19 protein-coding genes are annotated in these 18,316 nt (G+C 38.1%); 8 read left to right on the forward strand and 11 right to left on the reverse strand.

Annotated features, from left to right (window positions below; genetic code table 11):
- Positions 1-14 precede the first annotated feature (14 nt).
- The 3 genes from MKY30_RS03720 (at position 15) to MKY30_RS03730 (ending at position 3,530) form a co-directional block, all read left to right on the forward strand.
- Complete coding sequence (locus MKY30_RS03720; RefSeq protein WP_147211764.1) at positions 15-830, forward strand: MetQ/NlpA family ABC transporter substrate-binding protein; 816 nt, start codon at positions 15-17, stop codon at positions 828-830.
- An 85-nt stretch (positions 831-915) separates the two neighbouring features.
- Positions 916-2,517, forward strand: coding sequence for a glutathione ABC transporter substrate-binding protein (locus MKY30_RS03725; RefSeq protein ID WP_147211763.1), 1,602 nt, complete (start codon positions 916-918; stop codon positions 2,515-2,517).
- A 362-nt stretch (positions 2,518-2,879) separates the two neighbouring features.
- Positions 2,880-3,530, forward strand: coding sequence for a lysoplasmalogenase (locus MKY30_RS03730; protein ID WP_339286335.1), 651 nt, complete (start codon positions 2,880-2,882; stop codon positions 3,528-3,530).
- A 109-nt stretch (positions 3,531-3,639) separates the two neighbouring features.
- On the opposite strand, the gene MKY30_RS03735 is transcribed toward MKY30_RS03730, so the two are convergent.
- From MKY30_RS03735 to MKY30_RS03765, 7 genes are all read right to left on the reverse strand, one after another.
- Positions 3,640-4,197 (reverse strand): NADPH-dependent FMN reductase, encoded by a 558-nt coding sequence (locus tag MKY30_RS03735; protein ID WP_147211762.1) that lies wholly within the window; start codon positions 4,195-4,197, stop codon positions 3,640-3,642.
- Positions 4,198-4,453: 256 nt separating this feature from the next.
- Complete coding sequence (locus tag MKY30_RS03740; RefSeq protein ID WP_147211761.1) at positions 4,454-4,762, reverse strand: MGMT family protein; 309 nt, start codon at positions 4,760-4,762, stop codon at positions 4,454-4,456.
- A 68-nt stretch (positions 4,763-4,830) separates the two neighbouring features.
- Positions 4,831-5,961: an alanine racemase gene (alr, locus tag MKY30_RS03745; protein WP_341082850.1), complete on the reverse strand. Its 1,131-nt coding sequence runs from the start codon at positions 5,959-5,961 to the stop codon at positions 4,831-4,833.
- A 193-nt stretch (positions 5,962-6,154) separates the two neighbouring features.
- A complete protein-coding gene (locus MKY30_RS03750) occupies positions 6,155-6,859 on the reverse strand; it encodes a hypothetical protein (protein ID WP_156985222.1) in 705 nt (234 codons plus the stop codon).
- A gap of 371 nt (positions 6,860-7,230) precedes the next feature.
- Entirely contained in the window at positions 7,231-7,533 is a 303-nt protein-coding gene (locus MKY30_RS03755; protein WP_156985223.1) for a hypothetical protein, read from the reverse strand.
- A gap of 27 nt (positions 7,534-7,560) precedes the next feature.
- Positions 7,561-7,971 (reverse strand): Spx/MgsR family RNA polymerase-binding regulatory protein, encoded by a 411-nt coding sequence (locus MKY30_RS03760; RefSeq protein ID WP_147211757.1) that lies wholly within the window; start codon positions 7,969-7,971, stop codon positions 7,561-7,563.
- 125 nt (positions 7,972-8,096) lie between these two features.
- Positions 8,097-8,726, reverse strand: coding sequence for a TetR/AcrR family transcriptional regulator (locus MKY30_RS03765; RefSeq protein WP_147211756.1), 630 nt, complete (start codon positions 8,724-8,726; stop codon positions 8,097-8,099).
- A 505-nt stretch (positions 8,727-9,231) separates the two neighbouring features.
- Between MKY30_RS03765 and MKY30_RS03770 the strand changes: the two genes are divergently transcribed.
- Genes MKY30_RS03770 through MKY30_RS03785 form a run of 4 tightly spaced genes read left to right on the forward strand, consistent with a single transcriptional unit; the run spans position 9,232 to position 13,012 of the window.
- A complete protein-coding gene (locus MKY30_RS03770; protein WP_156985224.1) occupies positions 9,232-10,341 on the forward strand; it encodes a polyamine ABC transporter ATP-binding protein in 1,110 nt (369 codons plus the stop codon).
- Positions 10,331-11,134 carry an ABC transporter permease gene (locus MKY30_RS03775; RefSeq protein ID WP_156985225.1) on the forward strand — a complete coding sequence of 268 codons (804 nt, stop codon included), beginning with the start codon at positions 10,331-10,333 and terminating at the stop codon, positions 11,132-11,134. Before MKY30_RS03770 ends, MKY30_RS03775 begins: the two co-directional genes overlap by 11 nt.
- 1 nt (position 11,135) lies before the next feature.
- Positions 11,136-11,939 carry an ABC transporter permease subunit gene (locus MKY30_RS03780; RefSeq protein ID WP_156985226.1) on the forward strand — a complete coding sequence of 268 codons (804 nt, stop codon included), beginning with the start codon at positions 11,136-11,138 and terminating at the stop codon, positions 11,937-11,939.
- Entirely contained in the window at positions 11,936-13,012 is a 1,077-nt protein-coding gene (locus MKY30_RS03785) for an ABC transporter substrate-binding protein (RefSeq protein ID WP_341082851.1), read from the forward strand. The genes MKY30_RS03780 and MKY30_RS03785 overlap by 4 nt, the downstream gene beginning before the upstream one ends.
- A gap of 302 nt (positions 13,013-13,314) precedes the next feature.
- On the opposite strand, the gene MKY30_RS03790 is transcribed toward MKY30_RS03785, so the two are convergent.
- Together MKY30_RS03790 and htpG are read right to left on the reverse strand one after the other, a co-directional pair.
- On the reverse strand, positions 13,315-13,890 hold the full coding sequence (locus MKY30_RS03790) for an NUDIX hydrolase (RefSeq protein ID WP_341082852.1): 576 nt from the start codon (positions 13,888-13,890) through the stop codon (positions 13,315-13,317).
- A gap of 160 nt (positions 13,891-14,050) precedes the next feature.
- On the reverse strand, positions 14,051-15,928 hold the full coding sequence (gene htpG, locus MKY30_RS03795; RefSeq protein WP_339283452.1) for a molecular chaperone HtpG: 1,878 nt from the start codon (positions 15,926-15,928) through the stop codon (positions 14,051-14,053).
- Between the two features lie 158 nt (positions 15,929-16,086).
- On the opposite strand from htpG, the gene MKY30_RS03800 reads away from it, so the two are divergent.
- Complete coding sequence (locus tag MKY30_RS03800; protein ID WP_147211749.1) at positions 16,087-16,797, forward strand: NAD-dependent protein deacylase; 711 nt, start codon at positions 16,087-16,089, stop codon at positions 16,795-16,797.
- A 65-nt stretch (positions 16,798-16,862) separates the two neighbouring features.
- Here the strand turns inward: MKY30_RS03800 and MKY30_RS03805 are convergent, their stop codons facing one another.
- Together MKY30_RS03805 and tenA are read right to left on the reverse strand one after the other, a co-directional pair.
- Positions 16,863-17,450 (reverse strand): YpjP family protein, encoded by a 588-nt coding sequence (locus MKY30_RS03805; protein ID WP_147211748.1) that lies wholly within the window; start codon positions 17,448-17,450, stop codon positions 16,863-16,865.
- A 170-nt stretch (positions 17,451-17,620) separates the two neighbouring features.
- Positions 17,621-18,289 (reverse strand): thiaminase II, encoded by a 669-nt coding sequence (tenA, locus tag MKY30_RS03810; protein ID WP_156985230.1) that lies wholly within the window; start codon positions 18,287-18,289, stop codon positions 17,621-17,623.
- Positions 18,290-18,316: the final 27 nt, after the last annotated feature.

Here is an 18,316-nt window from a genome sequence, read left to right on the forward strand (position 1 = left end):
TAGGAAGATCTATTATGAAGAAATATTTACTTAGTATTACAGCTTTATTACTCGTTTTCCTTGCTGCCTGCGGCGGAGATGACGAAAGCGGCAGTGAATCAGACTTACTTGAGGATGGTGTACTGACAGTCGGTGTAACAGCCGGGCCGCATGAAGAAATTGTTGAAAAAATAGCTGAAATTGCAGCTGAAGATGATTTAGAGATTAAAACGGTTGTGTTTAGCGATTATGTCATGCCGAATGTTTCTTTAGACGAAGGTGATATTGACATCAGCAGCTTCCAAACAGAACCTTTTATGGACAGTATGGTTGAAGAAAGGGGCTTAGATATTGTTAAAGTAGCAGATACTGTAACTTTCCCGATGGGGGTTTATTCTGAATCTGTTGATTCGCTTGAAGATATTCCAGACGGTGCAACATTAGGTCTTCCTGGAGACCCTACCAACAGCGGACGTGCTTTATTATTATTTGAACAAGCTGGACTTATCAAATTAGAAGAAGGTTTAGGTGTTAACGCAACAGTAAATGATGTTGTTGAAAATCCAAAAAATCTTGAGCTGCTTGAGTTAGATTCTGCGCAAATACCAAGGCAGCTTGGTGAAGTAGATGCAGCGGCAATTAATTCCAATTTTGCAATTGAAGCTGACCTTTCCCCTAAAGATGATTCTATCTTTATTGAGCAGGACTCTACCTTTGTTAACTTAATTGCAACCCGCACAGAAAATAAGGATGATGAAGTAGTTCAGCAATTTATTGATCTTTACCACACAGATGAAGTAAAAGAATTTATTGAAGAAAACTTCGACGGCTCTGTCGTTCCAGGCTGGTAAAATCAAATAATTTAAGTAAGCTGAAGCCTGATTATTACAATATAATCAGGCTTTAAAGTACAACATGGAAAAGGAGAAACATCTTATGAGAATACAGAAAAAAATATATGTGCTCGTATTTATAGCTCTGTTGAGCCTCGTTTTGGCTGCTTGTGCCAGTGAGCCAGATAGTAATACGAATGAATCTGGGAGCAATGATTCAGAAGGAGGTACGCCAGGCGGTGATTTAACGATTACCACTCCAGCAGATGCTGTATCACTTGATCCGGCTGCTTCCAATGATACCCCGTCCAGTGACGTACAACGAAATATTTTTGAAACACTTGTTACCCAGGATGAGAATATGGAGGTTCAGCCTTTGCTTGCAGAGGAATGGGAGCAAATTGACGATACTACGTGGGAATTCAAGCTGCGTCAGGATGTTAAATTCCATGACGGCTCTGATTTTAATGCAGACGTTGTAAAAGCAAATATTGACCGTACGCTTGATCCGGATGTAGGATCTCCACGCGCAATTATGTACAATATGATTTCTGAAGTCGAAGTAGTCGATGATTATACTGTTCATTTTAAAACAGAATATCCTTTTGCTGCATTACCGGCTCACCTTGCTCATCCAGGTGGAGTGATGATTTCAAAAGATCAGATTGAAGAAGACTACGCAGCTATGGAAGATGGAGAAGATGCTGGAAATGTTATCAGTGCAAATCCACAGGGCACTGGCCCTTTCAAATACGATGAATGGCAGCCTGGTCAATACGTCCGTTTAGTAAATAATGAAGATTACTGGGGCGAGCCGGCATTGCTTGATTCGGTAACCTTCAAAGTAGTTACTGAAGATTTAACTCGTATTGCAGAGTTACAGACCGGTGACTCTCAGGTTGCGAACTCCTTAAGCCCGTCTGATGTGGCTCAAATTGAGGGTTCTGATCATCTATCCGTTCAGGCTCAGGACAGTCTGGCACTATCCTATTTAGGATTTAACATGGAGAAGGAACCATTTGATGATGTACGTGTCCGCCAGGCAATAGCTAAAGCAATTGATAAAGAAGAAATTCTTTCCGGTATTTATGATGATGTTGGAATCCCTGCACATACTCCAATTGCACCAAGTGTGTTTGGTTACAGTGAGGACGTAAAAGACCAAGAATATAATATAGAAGAAGCGAAAGAATTACTTGCTGAAGCAGGTCTGGAGGATGGATTCTCCACAACAATTTGGACAAATGATGATCGTCAGCGCATTGATACAGCAACAAATATCCAGGCACAGCTGAAGGAAATTGGTATTAATGCAGAAGTAAGAACTGTGGAATGGGGCTCTATGCTTGAACAGACTGCTAACGGCGAGCATGATATGTTTGTCTTTGGCTGGACAACCGTTACCGGAGATGCTGATAACGGCTTATATCCTTTATTCCATTCAGATAATCTGGGTGAATCAGGAAATAGAACTTTTACAGTTGATCCCGAGCTCGATGATTTATTAGACCAGGCCCGTCAGGAAGGCGACCCTGATGAACGATTAGAGCTTTACCGTCAAACACAGGAATTACTGGCTGAAATTACGCCAATGGTTTATATTCACCATCAGCAATATTTATTAGGTGTCGATGACAGTGTAAAGGGATTAACTCAATCACCAACACAGCTTTTAAATTTAAAAGAAGTATCTATCGAACAATAATAGAATCTCCTCTTGCTCCTCAACCGGGGGCGGCAAGGGGAGTTTTTTATTATAAAAAGCTTACATATCCCAAATGAAAAATTTTCTTTAATTCTCTTAATTATCTCTGGAGTTTGTTTGTATCTAGTTTCGAATAAATAATGTACAACCCTATTAATCCTTAACGATATCTAAAAAACCATTAAGTTTTTTTCATTATTCATCTCCTTGTAACTCCTTATTTCTTCCACCATTGCAATACTTCAAAAAAGGAATTCTGTTATATATCTAGAATTTGTTATATAAGCATTTTTTTACTATGATTAAACTAAACTTATCTGAAGATTCTCATCCTGATAAATGAAGGGAATGTGTCCAATTTGATGCTCTATCGTTTACCCATATTGATTCTGACTACAGGAATTGTCTATATATTTATTTCACCATCAGAGCCGTTAGCATTCAGTATTTTCTTTAAGGTAATTCCAATGGTGCTTATTCTGATCTATGCTTTTGAGCAATCACTGCCAAAACGAAAGGCTGTACATTATTGGATTATTGGCGGTATTATATTTTGCCTGATTGGGGATGCAACGTTGCATTGGTTTTTAATCGGCTTAACTGCTTTTTTTGTTGGTCATGTATTCTATACAATCGGCTTTTTAAAAGAATGGCGCTTTTCTTTACCAAGATTTCTTTCTTCTATACCACTTATTCTTTTTGCCTGCTGGATTGGTTATCAGCTTATAAGCAGACTGCAGACTGATGGGGAGACAACCCTTATCATCCCTGTCATCGCTTATATTGGAATCATTACCCTGATGACATTTACGGCTGTAATGACGGGGAACCGCTGGGCTGTTCTAGGAAGTATTTTATTTATCATTTCCGACGGTATGCTTGCCTGGAATATGTTCATATCCAGTTTTGCAGCCGCAAATGAAGTTATTATGCTTACTTACTATAGTGCACAATTTCTTATTGCCCATAGCCTGTTTACCATTGACTCCAAACACAAAGGAGTTGCCTGGTAACAGCTCATGAGAAAAATATGTCTATAAATACGTAAAAAGCCCTTTTGCGAAAACATAATTTCGTAAAAGGACTTTTTAGATTACAGCATAGTATTCCTAAAGCCTCACTTTATATAAATGGCGTTATTTCCGGATGCTTCTGCAGGATATCCACATAATGAATAAGATCATCTGATAATTTATTTAAACGATCAATAACATTTTGATTCGTGATTATATAGTTTGTATAATCCTTTTCTTCAACAAATACATATTTGGGAATTACCCATGCATGCATATAGTGAAGAATCGGTTTTAAATGCTGTTCCGGCACTAAATAGTGCTTCGTTGTGCCCGCAGTTGCTACAATTGCAACCATTTTATTCCGAAAAGCATCGACAGGAAGCAGATCAAAAATATTCTTTAATGTTCCTGGAATAGATGCTTGAAAAACAGGCATTCCGATCAGGATTCCATCAGCCTGCATAATTTTTTCCAACAAGACTTTTGTGTCACCTGTATAATCTTTGTAAGGACGTCCGTCACTGAATACCACATTGTAGTCCTTTAAATCTAACAGTTCTATATCTACTCCAGTATGTTCTTTTTCCATATACTTTAATACATGGTCCACTGCAACTCTTGTTTTTGAGCCGACCGTTGAACCAGAAATACCAACTATTTTCACGGAGCATCCTCCTATATTATCAATTTATTTCTTTTTGTCCAGGAATGTTTATCTGATTCTTAATCAGTCTATGCAAACATATGGATGCACATTTACTTTGTTCGCCTATAAATAGACTTCTTTATAACGCGAACCTTCTATATTGCTCATATGATTACAAAGGAACATAAACAGACAGGAATGAAAACGCTTTTTAAAAGCAGTTATTTACCTGTATTATACCTAGTTGACAAATAGAAATACAGTTAGATGCTTATCAGTCTGGAATCCATTGGTACTCTTTTAAATTCACACGCCCGGCAGAACTTACATGAATATCTTCCGCCTCCAAACGGGTGCGCTGCTCCCAATTTGCCTCTTCATTTGGAATTGCCAGCTGGCCTTTTGCATTGATTACACGGTGCCAGGGCAGGTTATGCTTTCTGCTCATTGAATGGAGGATCCGGACAACCTGTCTCGCAGCTCTAGGATTACCGGCCTCTCTGGCTATTTGTCCATAAGTCATAACCTTTCCTGGTGGTATTTGCTGTATTATTTTGATAACCTCATGTGTAAAAGGAGTCATCCTTTATCATTCCTATTCCAATTTTTATCGCAGTACACCGAAAAGAAACTGCTAAATGAAGTTTTACTTTACCTCACATATTTTCGCGGTACACGTTTTCCAATTAAACAAACTGTTTCATAATGAATGGTTTGCATTTGTTTTGCTACAATGTCCAAAGAAACATATCCTTCACTGGGGGCGCCAAAAATGGTAACAATATCATTCTCATGAACATCATCTATGTTCGAAACATCCACCATCGTCTGGTCCATACAGATGCGTCCGACAATCAGACATTCCTTCCCACGAATGGTAACATGCCCCTGATTGGATAAGAGACGTGATAATCCATCTGCATAGCCGATTGGTAAGGTAGCAATTTTTACTTCTTCCTTTGTTGTATAGGTTCTGCCATAGCTGATAGATTGTCCAGCCGGAACAGGCTTAATAAGTACAGGCTTTGTTTTCAAGCTCATCACCTGCTTCAGCGGCAGAATTCCCTTTAAATGAGGCTCCGGATAAAGACCATACAGGCTTACTCCTACACGAACCATATCCAGGTGCATTTCCGTATATGCAATCGTCCCGGCGCTGTTACAGCAATGCTTGATAGGAATTTTGTACCCATTCGCTTCTACTGCCTGATAAATCTGCTGGAATCTTTCAAATTGCTGATACGTATACTCACTTGACTTGCCATTATCCGCCTCCGCAAAATGAGTAAAGATTCCCTCTACTTCTATTTCTTCCTGGTCTAAGGCTTGACATAACTCCAATGCTTCTTCCACTGACCGGATACCAATACGCGTCATTCCTGTATCCACTTTGATGTGAACCTTTGCCTTTTTCTCTAAAGTTATTGCTGCCTGGCGAATTGCTTCTATTGTTTCCTGCGAATAGACTGTCAGTGTTATATCCTGCTCTATTGCTTTATGGACTGCATAACCCGGTGTATAGCCTAGTATTAATACAGGTGCAATAATCCCTGCTTCTCTTAAGGCCAGTGCTTCATCTAAAAAAGCAACTCCAAGCCAGTCCGCTCCATTAGCTAATGCTTCTTCAGCAATTTCTACAGCTCCGTGACCATATCCATCTGCCTTCACAACAGCCATAAAGCGTGCTTCTTTATGAATATGCTGTTTGAATTGTTTTACATTAAAGGCTAAAGCCTGCAGAGATACTTCCGCCCAAGTATCTCGGAAACTTGTTGTTTTCATGTTTTGCCACCTCGTATTTGTCGTCATTAATTCTATATTTATTCTCTATTTTCAGTTCACAATGTATCAATCTGATTTTATCACTTTCATTCTTTAAAGAGAAATGATGCTGCTTAAAAGGAATATTAAACCTCATAAATGTTTAGTCGCATATGTACCCATTAAAGAAGTGAGCCGTTTCTTATGAAACAGCTCACTTCTTTAATGTTTCTTTAGATGACTTTGTATCTTCCCGATGAACAACATTCCACTTGCCGCCAAACAATTGTATACTTTTTTCTATCTTCTTTATCACTTCATCTGCTCTCTCATAAATGATTCCACGTAAATCATGGACCTGACGCATCAATTTCTCAAGCCATGCCTCCTGTGTATCGATTCTTTCATGGAGCAGCGTGAGTTCTTCTTCTCTTTGTCCCGTCTGATTATAAATTTCTTCTAACTTATTTCCCTGCTCCTCCACTTTTTTTGATATTATTGCATTTACATCCTCTATTTTTTCAAGCTTAACATGAATAGATGCCTGGTTATTCTTAATATCATCTGTCTCTGCCTCAGCCTTCTTTTGAATAGCAAGAACCTGTGCAAGCTGTCCGCTTTCACTCCTTGAATTTTCATCAAGCAAATCTAATCGATCTAATACCTTCTCCTGCACCTGCTGATGATTCTTTCTATTTTTGTCCATCTCCTTTAATCTTTTCGCAATGCGTTCCAGCTGCTGATTTTTTGCAAAAACATCCCGCTGAAGCTGCTGTAATACTTCTGTAGATTCCCTTTGCATTTCCAGCTGTTTTTGTTCTCTCTCACTTGCATGAGCATAAATAAATGTTTCCTGATTAGACGAAGCACCCTTTATATCATCTGCATAAATGCGCTTTTGCCGGTTCAGATATACCATTTTCATCACCTCTAAAATCAGCTTATGCACAAAGAAAAAAATAGGACGAATTTTGGTTATTCGCCTAGTATCATATGATGGACCTGTGATAGAGAAGAATTGAGAAAAATAACTCCTCTTCATTATTAGAATCATCTTCTAACCGCATAATTTTTTTATATTTCATTTTCACTTCTATCAGCATTTTTCTATAAATAAGTTAAAAACCCCAAGTGACATCTCATTCACTCAGAGTTTCCTTCATAGGTTATATTATTGAAAGTGGATAAAACCATATAAGCTCCGAGGAAGATGAGCTAAGGCTTTGGGCGCAGAAGAATCAGCCCGAAGGAAGTTTCTTGTAAAAACTTCGAGCTGCTCATTATATTCCCTTAATTCCGATGGGTGGTACTATGTGTTCGAGCTTTAAACGCATCGATAAACTGTTCCGGTGAAGATTTTATAATGTAGGCATAAACTCCTTTAAGAGTGTGTAAATAAAGCATTCCTTTTTCTTTTTTTCCAGTGAGCCGGTATGAAATATCCATAACATCTTCAATTGAGAATTCCCGGTATCGTGTGACAATCTTATCTTCATAAAGGTACATATAACGTTGTTCTTCCGTATCCTTTTGTTCTAATACGCTTACTTGACGGACAACTTTTACATACGGTTGTTTGGCAATAAATTGCATTGTCTCCTCCGTTAATTCATCATTCTATCAGCTTTCCGCAACACGAAGATGATTCTTTCTCCATTGCAGCCATTGGCTTTCTCTCGTTTTCCGCGGTAAAAACTGGCGGATATCCTCTTCATGATAGCCAACTTGCAATCTTTTCGCGTCTACCATAATCGGACTGCGTAAAAGACGGGGATATTCTTGAATAATCTCTAATAACTCCTGCAACGGCAATGCTTCAATATCAAGATCTAAATCTTTATAAATTTTAGAGCGTGTAGAAATAATTTCATCTGTTCCTTCTACTGTCATACGAAGAATATTTTGTAATTCATTGACTGTCAAAGGTTCTCTGATTACATTACGTTCTGTATATTCAATTCCGTTTTTCGTAAACCATTGTTTTGCTTTTCTTGTTGATGAGCATGCTGCACCATAAATTGTTACTGTCATTAATCATACCCCATTTTTATATAGTTTCTTTTCCTAAATCATTAGAAAACTTGACCTTTGCTAAACCTTTGGGTAAATACCAAATTATGACCGGGTCATCGCACCCGTCGCACAAATGGAAAAGTTTATACTTGCTTCTTTACCTTTGATAAACCTTTGCTTAACAGGTCCATTTCAATACGAAAATTCTCTATAGCTTTTTCATGAGAAAGATTTCTGGATAGCTGATCCACAATATTTCGAAATGTGACAGATGTTAAAATCTGCATAACATGGAAGAACTCTTGTTTATTATCAATATTTAATTTTTTAAAATCCACCAGATCCTTTACTTGATTCACTGCATCTACCTCTGGCTGTTTCCCTAAGAATAACTCCGTAAATGAATCTTCAATTTCATGCGTGACATTAAGCACGGCATTTTTTAAGAATTGTAAATGCTCCTCTTCAGAAAGCTCGATAAGCATTGTGCGAAAAACCTGATCCATAGAAGCCATCAGATCTCCGTCCTTTTCCTGTAACAGCTTTAAAAAGTATGCCCGGCGCTTATCTGTATGGATCTTTAATAAATAATAAAATGCATCTTCTTTACCGTTAAAATATTGATAAAAACTTCCTCTTGAAACACCTGCAAGCTTTACAATATTCGCAATGGAGGCTTGTGGTAACGGAGCTCTTGCAAATTCTTTTTCTGCTGCTTGCAATAATTTAGCCCTTTTTGAGTCGTTCAAATTAAAAAATGTAGATGTAGGCATATTCTTGCTCCTCCATAAGCTCATGTGACACAATGTCATGTTCTATAATTCTATATTAAGTGACACGATGTCATAAGTCAATTTTTTTCATGACATCGTGTCACTTTTTTTATAAAATGTGACTATTGTATGGCAGGCAGGAGCCAGGTTTTCTATTAATAAGTGTTTACTATTTCTCTTTCCTGTAAACCTTTTATAAAAAATTTATTCTTACATTCGTTTAACCTCCGACCTAATAATCATATTCCCCGATTCTGCTATTTCATAACCTTAAATATTGAACAAAATATGAGAATTTCAAAAATTAATTTGATTATTTATTTTTTCGGTATCGTTATCTGCTTTTTCCTTCAAAATAATACCTAAAAAAAATTGATTTCAAATGATATATTTTCGTGTATAATTATTTCGAATCTGATAAGAATGATAGCACTCCTTTATGTTCACACGTGAATATATGCAAAGGATTTTTTATTAGATATCTATATGTAAAAAGGAGTCTGAAATGGCAAAAAAACCAATTATTCAATTCAATCATGTGATGAAACAATTTGACGATGATGCACCTGTTTTAGATCACGTCAGTTTTGAAATAGAAAAAGGTAAATTTTATACGTTGCTCGGTCCTTCTGGATGTGGGAAGACAACGATTCTCCGTTTAATCGCCGGATTTACAGAAGCAACTTCGGGCGATATTCTTTTTGAAGGAAAAAAGATTAATCACGTGCCAGCTAATAAGCGTCCAATTAATACCGTTTTTCAAGATTATGCCCTGTTCCCCCACCTTAATGTATATGAAAATGTTGCTTTTGGGTTACGGATTAAAAAGGTTAAAAAAGCAGATATGGATGCCAAGGTCAAAGAAGCGCTCAGCTTTGTAAATTTAAAAGGCTATGAAAACCGGGAGATTACGGATATGTCCGGCGGTCAAAAGCAGCGTGTAGCAATTGCCCGCGCCATTGTCAATGAGCCTGCCATTATCCTGCTGGATGAACCGCTCTCGGCACTGGACTTGAAGCTTCGTTATCAAATGCAATATGAATTGCGGGAGCTGCAGAGACGTCTTGGGATTACCTTTATTTTCGTGACACATGACCAGGAGGAAGCTCTTGCTATGTCGGATGAAATCTTTGTATTAAACAAAGGAAAAATTCAGCAAAGCGGCACACCTAACGATATTTATGATGAGCCGATTAACCGGTTTGTTGCAGACTTTATCGGCGAGTCAAATATTATCCGGGCAACAATGATTCAGGATTTTCTGGTCGAATTTGCCGGTAAACAATTTGAATGTGTAGACCAGGGGATGGACCCGAATGAAGCTGTTGAAATTGTCATTCGGCCGGAGGATATGGAAATTACTTCTGTAGAACAGGGAAGCATTCGCGTTACGGTTCAAGCTCAATTATTCCGCGGGGTGCACTATGAAATTACTTGTATGGATGATACCGGCAATGAATGGCTTGTTCAATCGACCAAAAAAGCAACTATCGGCGAGGATGTCGGGCTCCGCTTCACACCTGAGGACATTCATGTTATGCGGTTAAATGAATCAGAGGAAGACTTCGACCGCCGCCTCGATGCCTATGGTGAGGATGAGAACGATGCAAAATAAAACCTTCCGAAATTTGTTTATGCTCCCTTATGCACTGTGGATTATTATATTCGTTATTGCACCGATTCTTTTGGTTGTTTACTTTTCCTTTTTTGATATTAATGGGAACTTCTCTTTTACAAATTATAAAAACTTTTTTACTGCAACTTATTTGCAAATGACCTTAAATTCCTTTTGGTACGCTTTTTTGATAACCGTTATTTCGCTGCTCATAGCATATCCGACAGCTTATATTCTGACGCGTACCAAGCATAAGCAGCTATGGCTTCTGCTCATTATTGTTCCTTCCTGGATCAATTTATTATTAAAAGCCTATGCCTTCATTGGAATTTTTGGCACACACGGCGCTGCCAACCGTTTTTTAGAGTGGGCCGGCATTGGATCCAGACAGCTCTTATTTACCGATTTCAGCTTTGTATTTGTTGCTGTGTATATTTTTATTCCTTTTATGATTTTACCTATTTTTAATGCTCTGGATAAATTAAATCCCAGCCTGCTTTATGCAGCAAGTGATTTGGGAGCATCTAAATGGACAACATTCCGAAGAGTTATCTTCCCGTTGACATTGGACGGTGTCAAATCAGGATGCCAGGTTGTTTTTATTCCGGCTTTATCCCTGTTTATGCTGACACGACTTATCGCAGGAAACCGGGTAATTACGCTGGGGACAGCGATTGAACAGCAGTTTCTCGTGACACAGAACTGGGGAATGGGCGCGACCATTGCTGTATTTTTAATTATCATCATGGTCGGCTTTATGGCACTGACTTCGATTAGAAGGAGAGGTGTGTAATATGGAGAAAAAATCTTCTTCGTTCGCAAATCTATTTTTGCTGCTTATCTTTTTTATTTTATACGCACCTATCTTTTACCTGATTTTCTATTCCTTTAACAGCGGCGGTACTATGAGCCATTTTGAAGGATTTACCCTTGATTGGTACCGGGAATTATTGCATGATACCCGGCTGTTAATTATCGTCTTGAATACAGTAGTCATTGCTTTATTATCTGCACTTATTGCTACAATAACAGGTGTACTCGGCGCTATCGGGATACGCTCCTATAAACGGAGACAGACTAGAAATACATTGCTTTCATTAAATAATGTCCTTATTGTCAGTCCTGACGTTATTATGGGAGCAAGCTTTTTGATTCTCTTTACCATGGCGGGGATTCAGCTCGGATTTTATTCTGTTCTTTTATCTCATATTGCATTCAGTATACCGATTGTTGTACTGATGGTTTTGCCGAAGCTGATGGAAATGTCGCCCTCTTTAGAGGATGCAGCGCGCGATTTAGGAGCAAGCCATTGGAATGTTTTGACGAAAGTAACACTGCCCTATATAGCACCAGGAATCTTTGCCGGCTTCTTTATGGCTTTAACGTACTCCTTAGATGATTTTGCAGTGACCTTCTTTGTAACTGGAAATGGATTTTCAACACTGTCTGTAGAAATCTATTCCCTGGCAAGAAGAGGCGTCTCCTTAAATATTAATGCATTATCAACACTGATGTTTGTTATTACTGTCATTTTTGTCGTTGTCTATTATTACCTGGCAAGCCGCTCAGGTACAAAGGGGGCGAACTTTAGACGATGAAGGCTTTAAACCGTTCGTTTCTTATTATTCTCGTTGTGTCTGTTGTTTTACTCATAGTTATTAACCGTCTGAATGCTGCACAGGGTTTTTCCGGCGACAACACACTTACCGTATATAACTGGGGAGACTATATTGACCCGGATGTCATTCAGCAATTTGAAGAAGAAACAGGAATCACTGTTATTTATGAGACCTTCGATTCCAATGAAGCAATGATGACCAAAATTGAACAGGGCGGCACAACATATGATATCGCCGTTCCTTCTGAATATACTATTGAAAAAATGAAAGAAGAAGACTTGCTCTTTGAGCTGGATCATGATAAAACTCCAAACCTGCAATATATTGATGATCGCTTCTTAAATCTGCCTTTTGATGAGAATAATCGCTATTCAATCCCTTATTTTTGGGGAACAGTAGGCATTATATTCAACCCGGAGCTGCTTCCGGAGGGAATGGAAATAACAGGATGGCATGATTTATGGGACCCGCGCCTGGAGAACCAGATTCTGCTTGTTGATGGAGCCCGGGAAATTATAGGTATGGGCTTAAACACACTCGGTTATTCTCTGAACGACACAAATCCAGAGCATCTATATGAAACATTGGATCAATTGGAAAAGCTGACTCCTAATATCCGTGCCATCGTCGGGGATGAAAACAAAATGCTGATGGTGAATAATGAAGCCGCAGTGGCAGTCGGCTGGTCCGGGGATGCTGCAGATATTATGTGGGAAAATGAAGCAATGGACTATGTGGTTCCTGAGGAAGGCTCTAATCTTTGGTTTGACAATTTTGTTATTCCCAAAACTGCCAAAAATATCGAAGGTGCACATGAATTTATTAACTTTATGCTGGACCCTGAGATTTCTGCACAGAACACAGAATATGTCAGCTACTCTACGCCGAATAAAGAAGCTTTGAAATATATGCCTGAAGAAATGGTGAACGATGAACGCTTTTACCCGGATGCTGCATTGACGGATAAGCTTGAGGTTTATAAAAATCTCGGGAAGGAAAGTCTGGCGTTTTATAATGAGCTGTTTTTACAGTTTAAGATGTATCGGAAGTAATTGATAAATTATTTTGGTGTTTTGATATATCTATTTAACGCTTGATAAAATTGTTCTCATATTCCAACCAAGGCAATGATAACATTTCTGCCATCTTCACTCTGGCCGATTGTATAAGCGATCTCATAATTTTTACGTTAATAATATATGTCGTAACCAAAAATATCAGCTAAATCTCTTTTTTTCAACAACTCCAAAGGGATTTAGCTGAATTTCTTTAAAAGCTTCTTTTAATTTTTTAATAAATTTAACGGCTTGAAAGGGAATAATCAACTCATTCTTTTTTACTGCCTATTTTAAGTTCACTCCCCTATTTTTACTTCTTTGCGTTGCCTCAATTTTTCTATCAATATTTTTAACCCGTTGTTATCTATATCCTTTATATGTACCCAGGCAACTTTATTATTCTCTATGTTCCCCAATATAACTTCCGTGTTTACTTTCACGATATACCTGAAATCGTAATGCTGATGAGCCCCTTCCCCTTTTTTTGGATTGGCAGGAATCGTATGAATATCAATATCTAAAGGGATGAGAGAAACTGCTGCATCCACTTCCCCATCCATTCCTGTTTCTTCTTTCAGCTCTCTGACAGCTGATTCAACCGGTCTTTCATCTGGGTCTACATGACCGCCTGGCTGCAGCCATTTTTTCAAGTTTTGATGAAGCATCATTAACATATAATCAGGATTGGATTCTTTTATTATAATTGCACTTGCAGTGATGTGTCCCGGGAGTGATTTTTTCGAAAAAATATCTGTTTTATTTTCGTTAAGCTGATGAATAAGTGGTGCTAACCTTTCCTGCTCTTCAGGATAAAGAGATAAATAATTTTCTACCTGTTTGTTAATTTCATTTGCAATTACGCTTACCCTCATAAAATCCTCTTGCCATATAAAAAATTATATTGATATCATTTTAACATTCTGAATTCACAAAATAAATATATCGTTCCTGCAGAGATTCAGAAATGCTGATGAATAAAGTAAAAAACACCGTATAAAAGGTCTCCCTCTATACGATGTTTTCTAAATGGAATCAAACCATAATCTTACTCATATCATTCGTAAATGCCACCGGATCTTCAATCGGCAGCCCTTCAATTAACAGCGCCTGGTTATAAAGTAGATTTGTATATAATTCTAATTTATCCTGATCATTTCCCTGTGCTGCTTCGAGTGCTTTAAAAATACTATGATCTACATTAATTTCAAGTACTTTGTCTGCTTTAATCTGCTGGTCATCCGGCATAGCGTTTATAATTTTCTCCATCTCCAAGGAAATCTCTCCATCTGCAGAAAGGACAACCGGATGTGATTTCAGACGTTTGGAGGCTCGTACATCCTTCACTTTATCTCCGAGAACCTCTTTCATTGCTTTGAACAGCTCATTATGGCTTTCCGTTTCTTCCTTCTCTTCCTCTTTATTATCCTCTTCAATACCCAGGTCTCCGCTGGAAACAGAACGGAATTCTTTCTCCTGATATTTCATCAGCATTTTAATTGCGAATTCATCAATCTCATCTGTGAAATAAAGGATTTCATAGCCTTTATCGGCAACAATTTCAGTCTGTGGGAGTTTTTCAATACGCTCATTGGAGTCCCCTGAAGCATAATAAATATATTTTTGGTCCTCCGGCATGCGTGATACATATTCCTCTAAGGTTACCAGCTTCTTTTCCTTCGAAGAGTAGAACAGAAGCAGATCCTGCAGTTCTTCCTTATGCTGGCCAAAATCACTGTACACACCAAATTTAATTTGCTGGCCAAATGCTTTAAAGAATGTTTCATATTTCTCTCTGTCATCGCGCAGCAGGCTGAGCAACTGTTGTTTTATTTTCTTATGAATATTTTTCGCAATGATTTTCAGCTGACGGTCATGCTGAAGCATTTCCCTGGAAATATTTAAGGACAAGTCTTCTGAATCAACCATCCCTTTCACAAAGCTGAAGTAATCAGGCAGTAAATCTGCACATTTTTCCATAATCAACACACCATTAGAATACAGCTCCAGACCTTTTTCATATTCTCTGGAGTAGTAATTAAAAGGTGCCTGTTCTGGTATAAACAAAATAGCATTATAACGGACGGTACCATCCACATTAATATGGATATGACGTAATGGCTGATCAAATCCGTAATGTTTTTCCTGATAGAAGTTCTGATAGTCCTCATCTGTCAGTTCGCTCTTATTTTTCTTCCAGATTGGAACCATTGTATTGAGCGTCTGTTCTTCAATGACATCTTCATACTCATCTTCTGTACCTTCTTTTAACTTACTTTCAGTAACATCCATTTTAATTGGATAACGGATAAAGTCAGAGTATTTCTTTACGATTTGTTTTAACTTGAATTCATCTAAAAATTCATCATAATTTTCTTCGTCTTCATTTTCTTTTATTTCAAGAATAATCTCTGTTCCAACTTCTTCACGTTCAATTGGTGTAATTGTGTAGCCGTCTGATCCCTGTGAAACCCATTTATACCCTTCTTCACTATCAATTGATTTCGTAAGTACAGTTACTTTATCTGCCACCATAAATGCAGCGTAAAAGCCAACACCAAATTGGCCGATAATATCATGACCATCTTTAATTTCATTTTCAGATTTAAAGGTGTGTGAGCCGCTTTTAGCAATCACCCCAAGGTTATTTTCCAGCTCTTCCTTTGTCATTCCAATCCCCGTATCAATGACTGTCAGTGTACGCTTATCTTTATTTGGAATCAGTTTAATGTAGTAGCTGCTCTGATCAAAAGTTAAAGAATCGTCTGTTAATGCTTTATAATAAATTTTATCAATCGCATCACTTGCATTTGAAATTAATTCACGCAGAAAAACCTCCCGCTGTGAATAGATTGAATTAATTACCATATCTAATAACTTCTGTGATTCTGCTTTAAATTTCCGCTTTGCCATGACATTCCCTCTCCTTTTTCTTTTTTTAGCACTCTTGCACGCAGAGTGCTAAACCTCTATTACATGTAATACCATATTCTATTTTACCTGTCAATATTAGTCGCATATAGCTCCAACAACATGTATAATAGAAAACATATAGAAGAGGAGGGGTCTCGATGCTTCATGAATGGTTAAAAGATTCCAATCATACCGTTATTTTCACTGGTGCAGGAATGTCTACAGAAAGTGGACTGCCTGATTTTCGTTCAACAAACCGAGGAATTTGGAGAAAAAAAGACCCGAGTAAAATCGCAAGCGTAGATGCTTTAAATCATCACGTAGAAGATTTTACCGAATTTTATCGGGAACGTGTTCTTGGTGTAAAGGAATTCGGTCCGCATAAAGGCCATCAAATTCTAGCCGATTGGGAGAAGAATGGACTTATTCAGGCCATCATTACTCAGAATGTAGACGGCTTCCATCAGGATGCAGGCAGCAAACATGTTCATGAGCTTCATGGAACGCTGCAGAAGCTTCATTGCCAAAGCTGCGGAAAAGTTTATGACAGCTCTGCTTATGTAGATGAAGATTACTACTGTTCCTGTGGTGGAATACTCAGACCTTCTATTGTGTTATTTGGAGAAATGCTCCCAGAGGATGCCTTCTCTGCTGCTTTTGAACTTGCAAAGCAGGCTGATTTATTTATTGTACTGGGATCCTCCCTATCCGTAACGCCTGCCAATCAATTTCCGGAAATCGCAAAACAAAATGGTGCAAAGCTCGTCATTGTGAATCAGGAGAAAACACCATTAGATAATTATGCAGATTTAGTTGTATTTGACCGGAAGATTGGAGCTTATTTAGAGGAAACGAATAAATTATTATAAAAAAAAAGGCAAGGAAGCGCTCGTCGCCTCCTTGCCTTTCTTAATATAAAAACATAATTTTGTTCTTATGCCATCCATTTTGGCGGTGTATTTTTATCCCAATAGATATCCCCGATGTGATAATGCTTTTGGAACCTGTCTTTATTTAAATGATAATGAAAATTAAAATAATGTCCTTCTAATGGCCGGTTTTCACGACGGACATGAAACTTTACCAATGTTTCATTTGTGTTGTTATTAGAAACATTAAAGATTCGTTCTCCATAGCCTTCTGACGGCTTTTCCGTAATAGCGATATCTTTATATTCCTCAGAATGTTCAACAAGATCTGCAAGTAATGTTTCCATTTGCGGCAAAATAACTGCGGCAAATTCGTTCTCTACTTTATCAGTGATTCTTGGTCCAAACTTTTCCAGACTCAATTCTTTTGCCTCTTTATGCAGATGTTCCAGATAAACTTCCTTTGGATTCCCTACAATATATGATTGGGTGGTTTCCTCAATAACAGATGTTGTTTCTATATCAGATGAAGAAGATAAATTACTGTCGCTCCGTTTATCTGCATCAATTTCTAAAAGGTTAGTCGGTGTATATATCCCCAACGTTAAGATAGTTATAAATACGACTGCTATTCTTCTCCACCAGAGCTTCATCTGCTTCACCCATCTTCCATATCCGTTTTCTTTATTTTACCATGAATCTATTCATTGTCTATCCAACCATTCTACTTTTTTCAATTTTATAGACAATATTGTTATACCAAACATCCTATTTATACACTATTTCACAAATGGCTTATATCTTATAGGTAATCTCTTTGCCATTAAACCGGCCAGCCTTCACGCTTATACGCCATATCCCAAAACATATATTCATAGCGGCTGGTATTCAGAAAAATAGCTTCTAAATCATTCAGTTCTGTTTCCGTACAGCCTTCAGCAAGTTCATCCAATTTTTCAATCAGCCACTTACCGATGGAACCAAATTCATCCGAGCTGTACATTTTCACCCATTCTCCGTACTGCTCATGCTCCAGCGCACCCGGCTTCTTCGCCAGCTCCAGACCAATTTCGTGATAACTCCAGGCACACGGCAGAATTGCTGCAATCAAAGCTGCTAAAGAGCCCTTCTGCGCTTCTGCAAGCATGTTACTGCTGTAAGCAAGAGTTACAGGACCTGGAACAGTAGATTCCAGTTCATCCCTTGAAATACCAAGATGTTCAGCATACTGACGATGAAGATCCATTTCAAAATTTAACGTTTCGTCCAGCGATTTAGCAAACCCGGACATCGTATCTAAATCTTTTGCAAGCACCGTTCCCAACGCAATTACTTTGGAGTACTCTATCAAATACTTGTAATCCTGACACATATAAAATTTAAATGCCTCTATATCGAGTGTTCCATTACCAATCCCTTGTACAAATGGATGCTGATGACTTTTCTCCCAAACCGGGTCTGCTTTCTTGCGAATACGCTCTGAAAATTTCATGTTATAAAAGCTCCTTTTATATATTTT

The organism is Oceanobacillus sp. FSL W8-0428 (assembly GCF_038004405.1).
GTDB classification, from domain to species: Bacteria; Bacillota; Bacilli; order Bacillales; family Amphibacillaceae; genus Oceanobacillus; species Oceanobacillus sojae.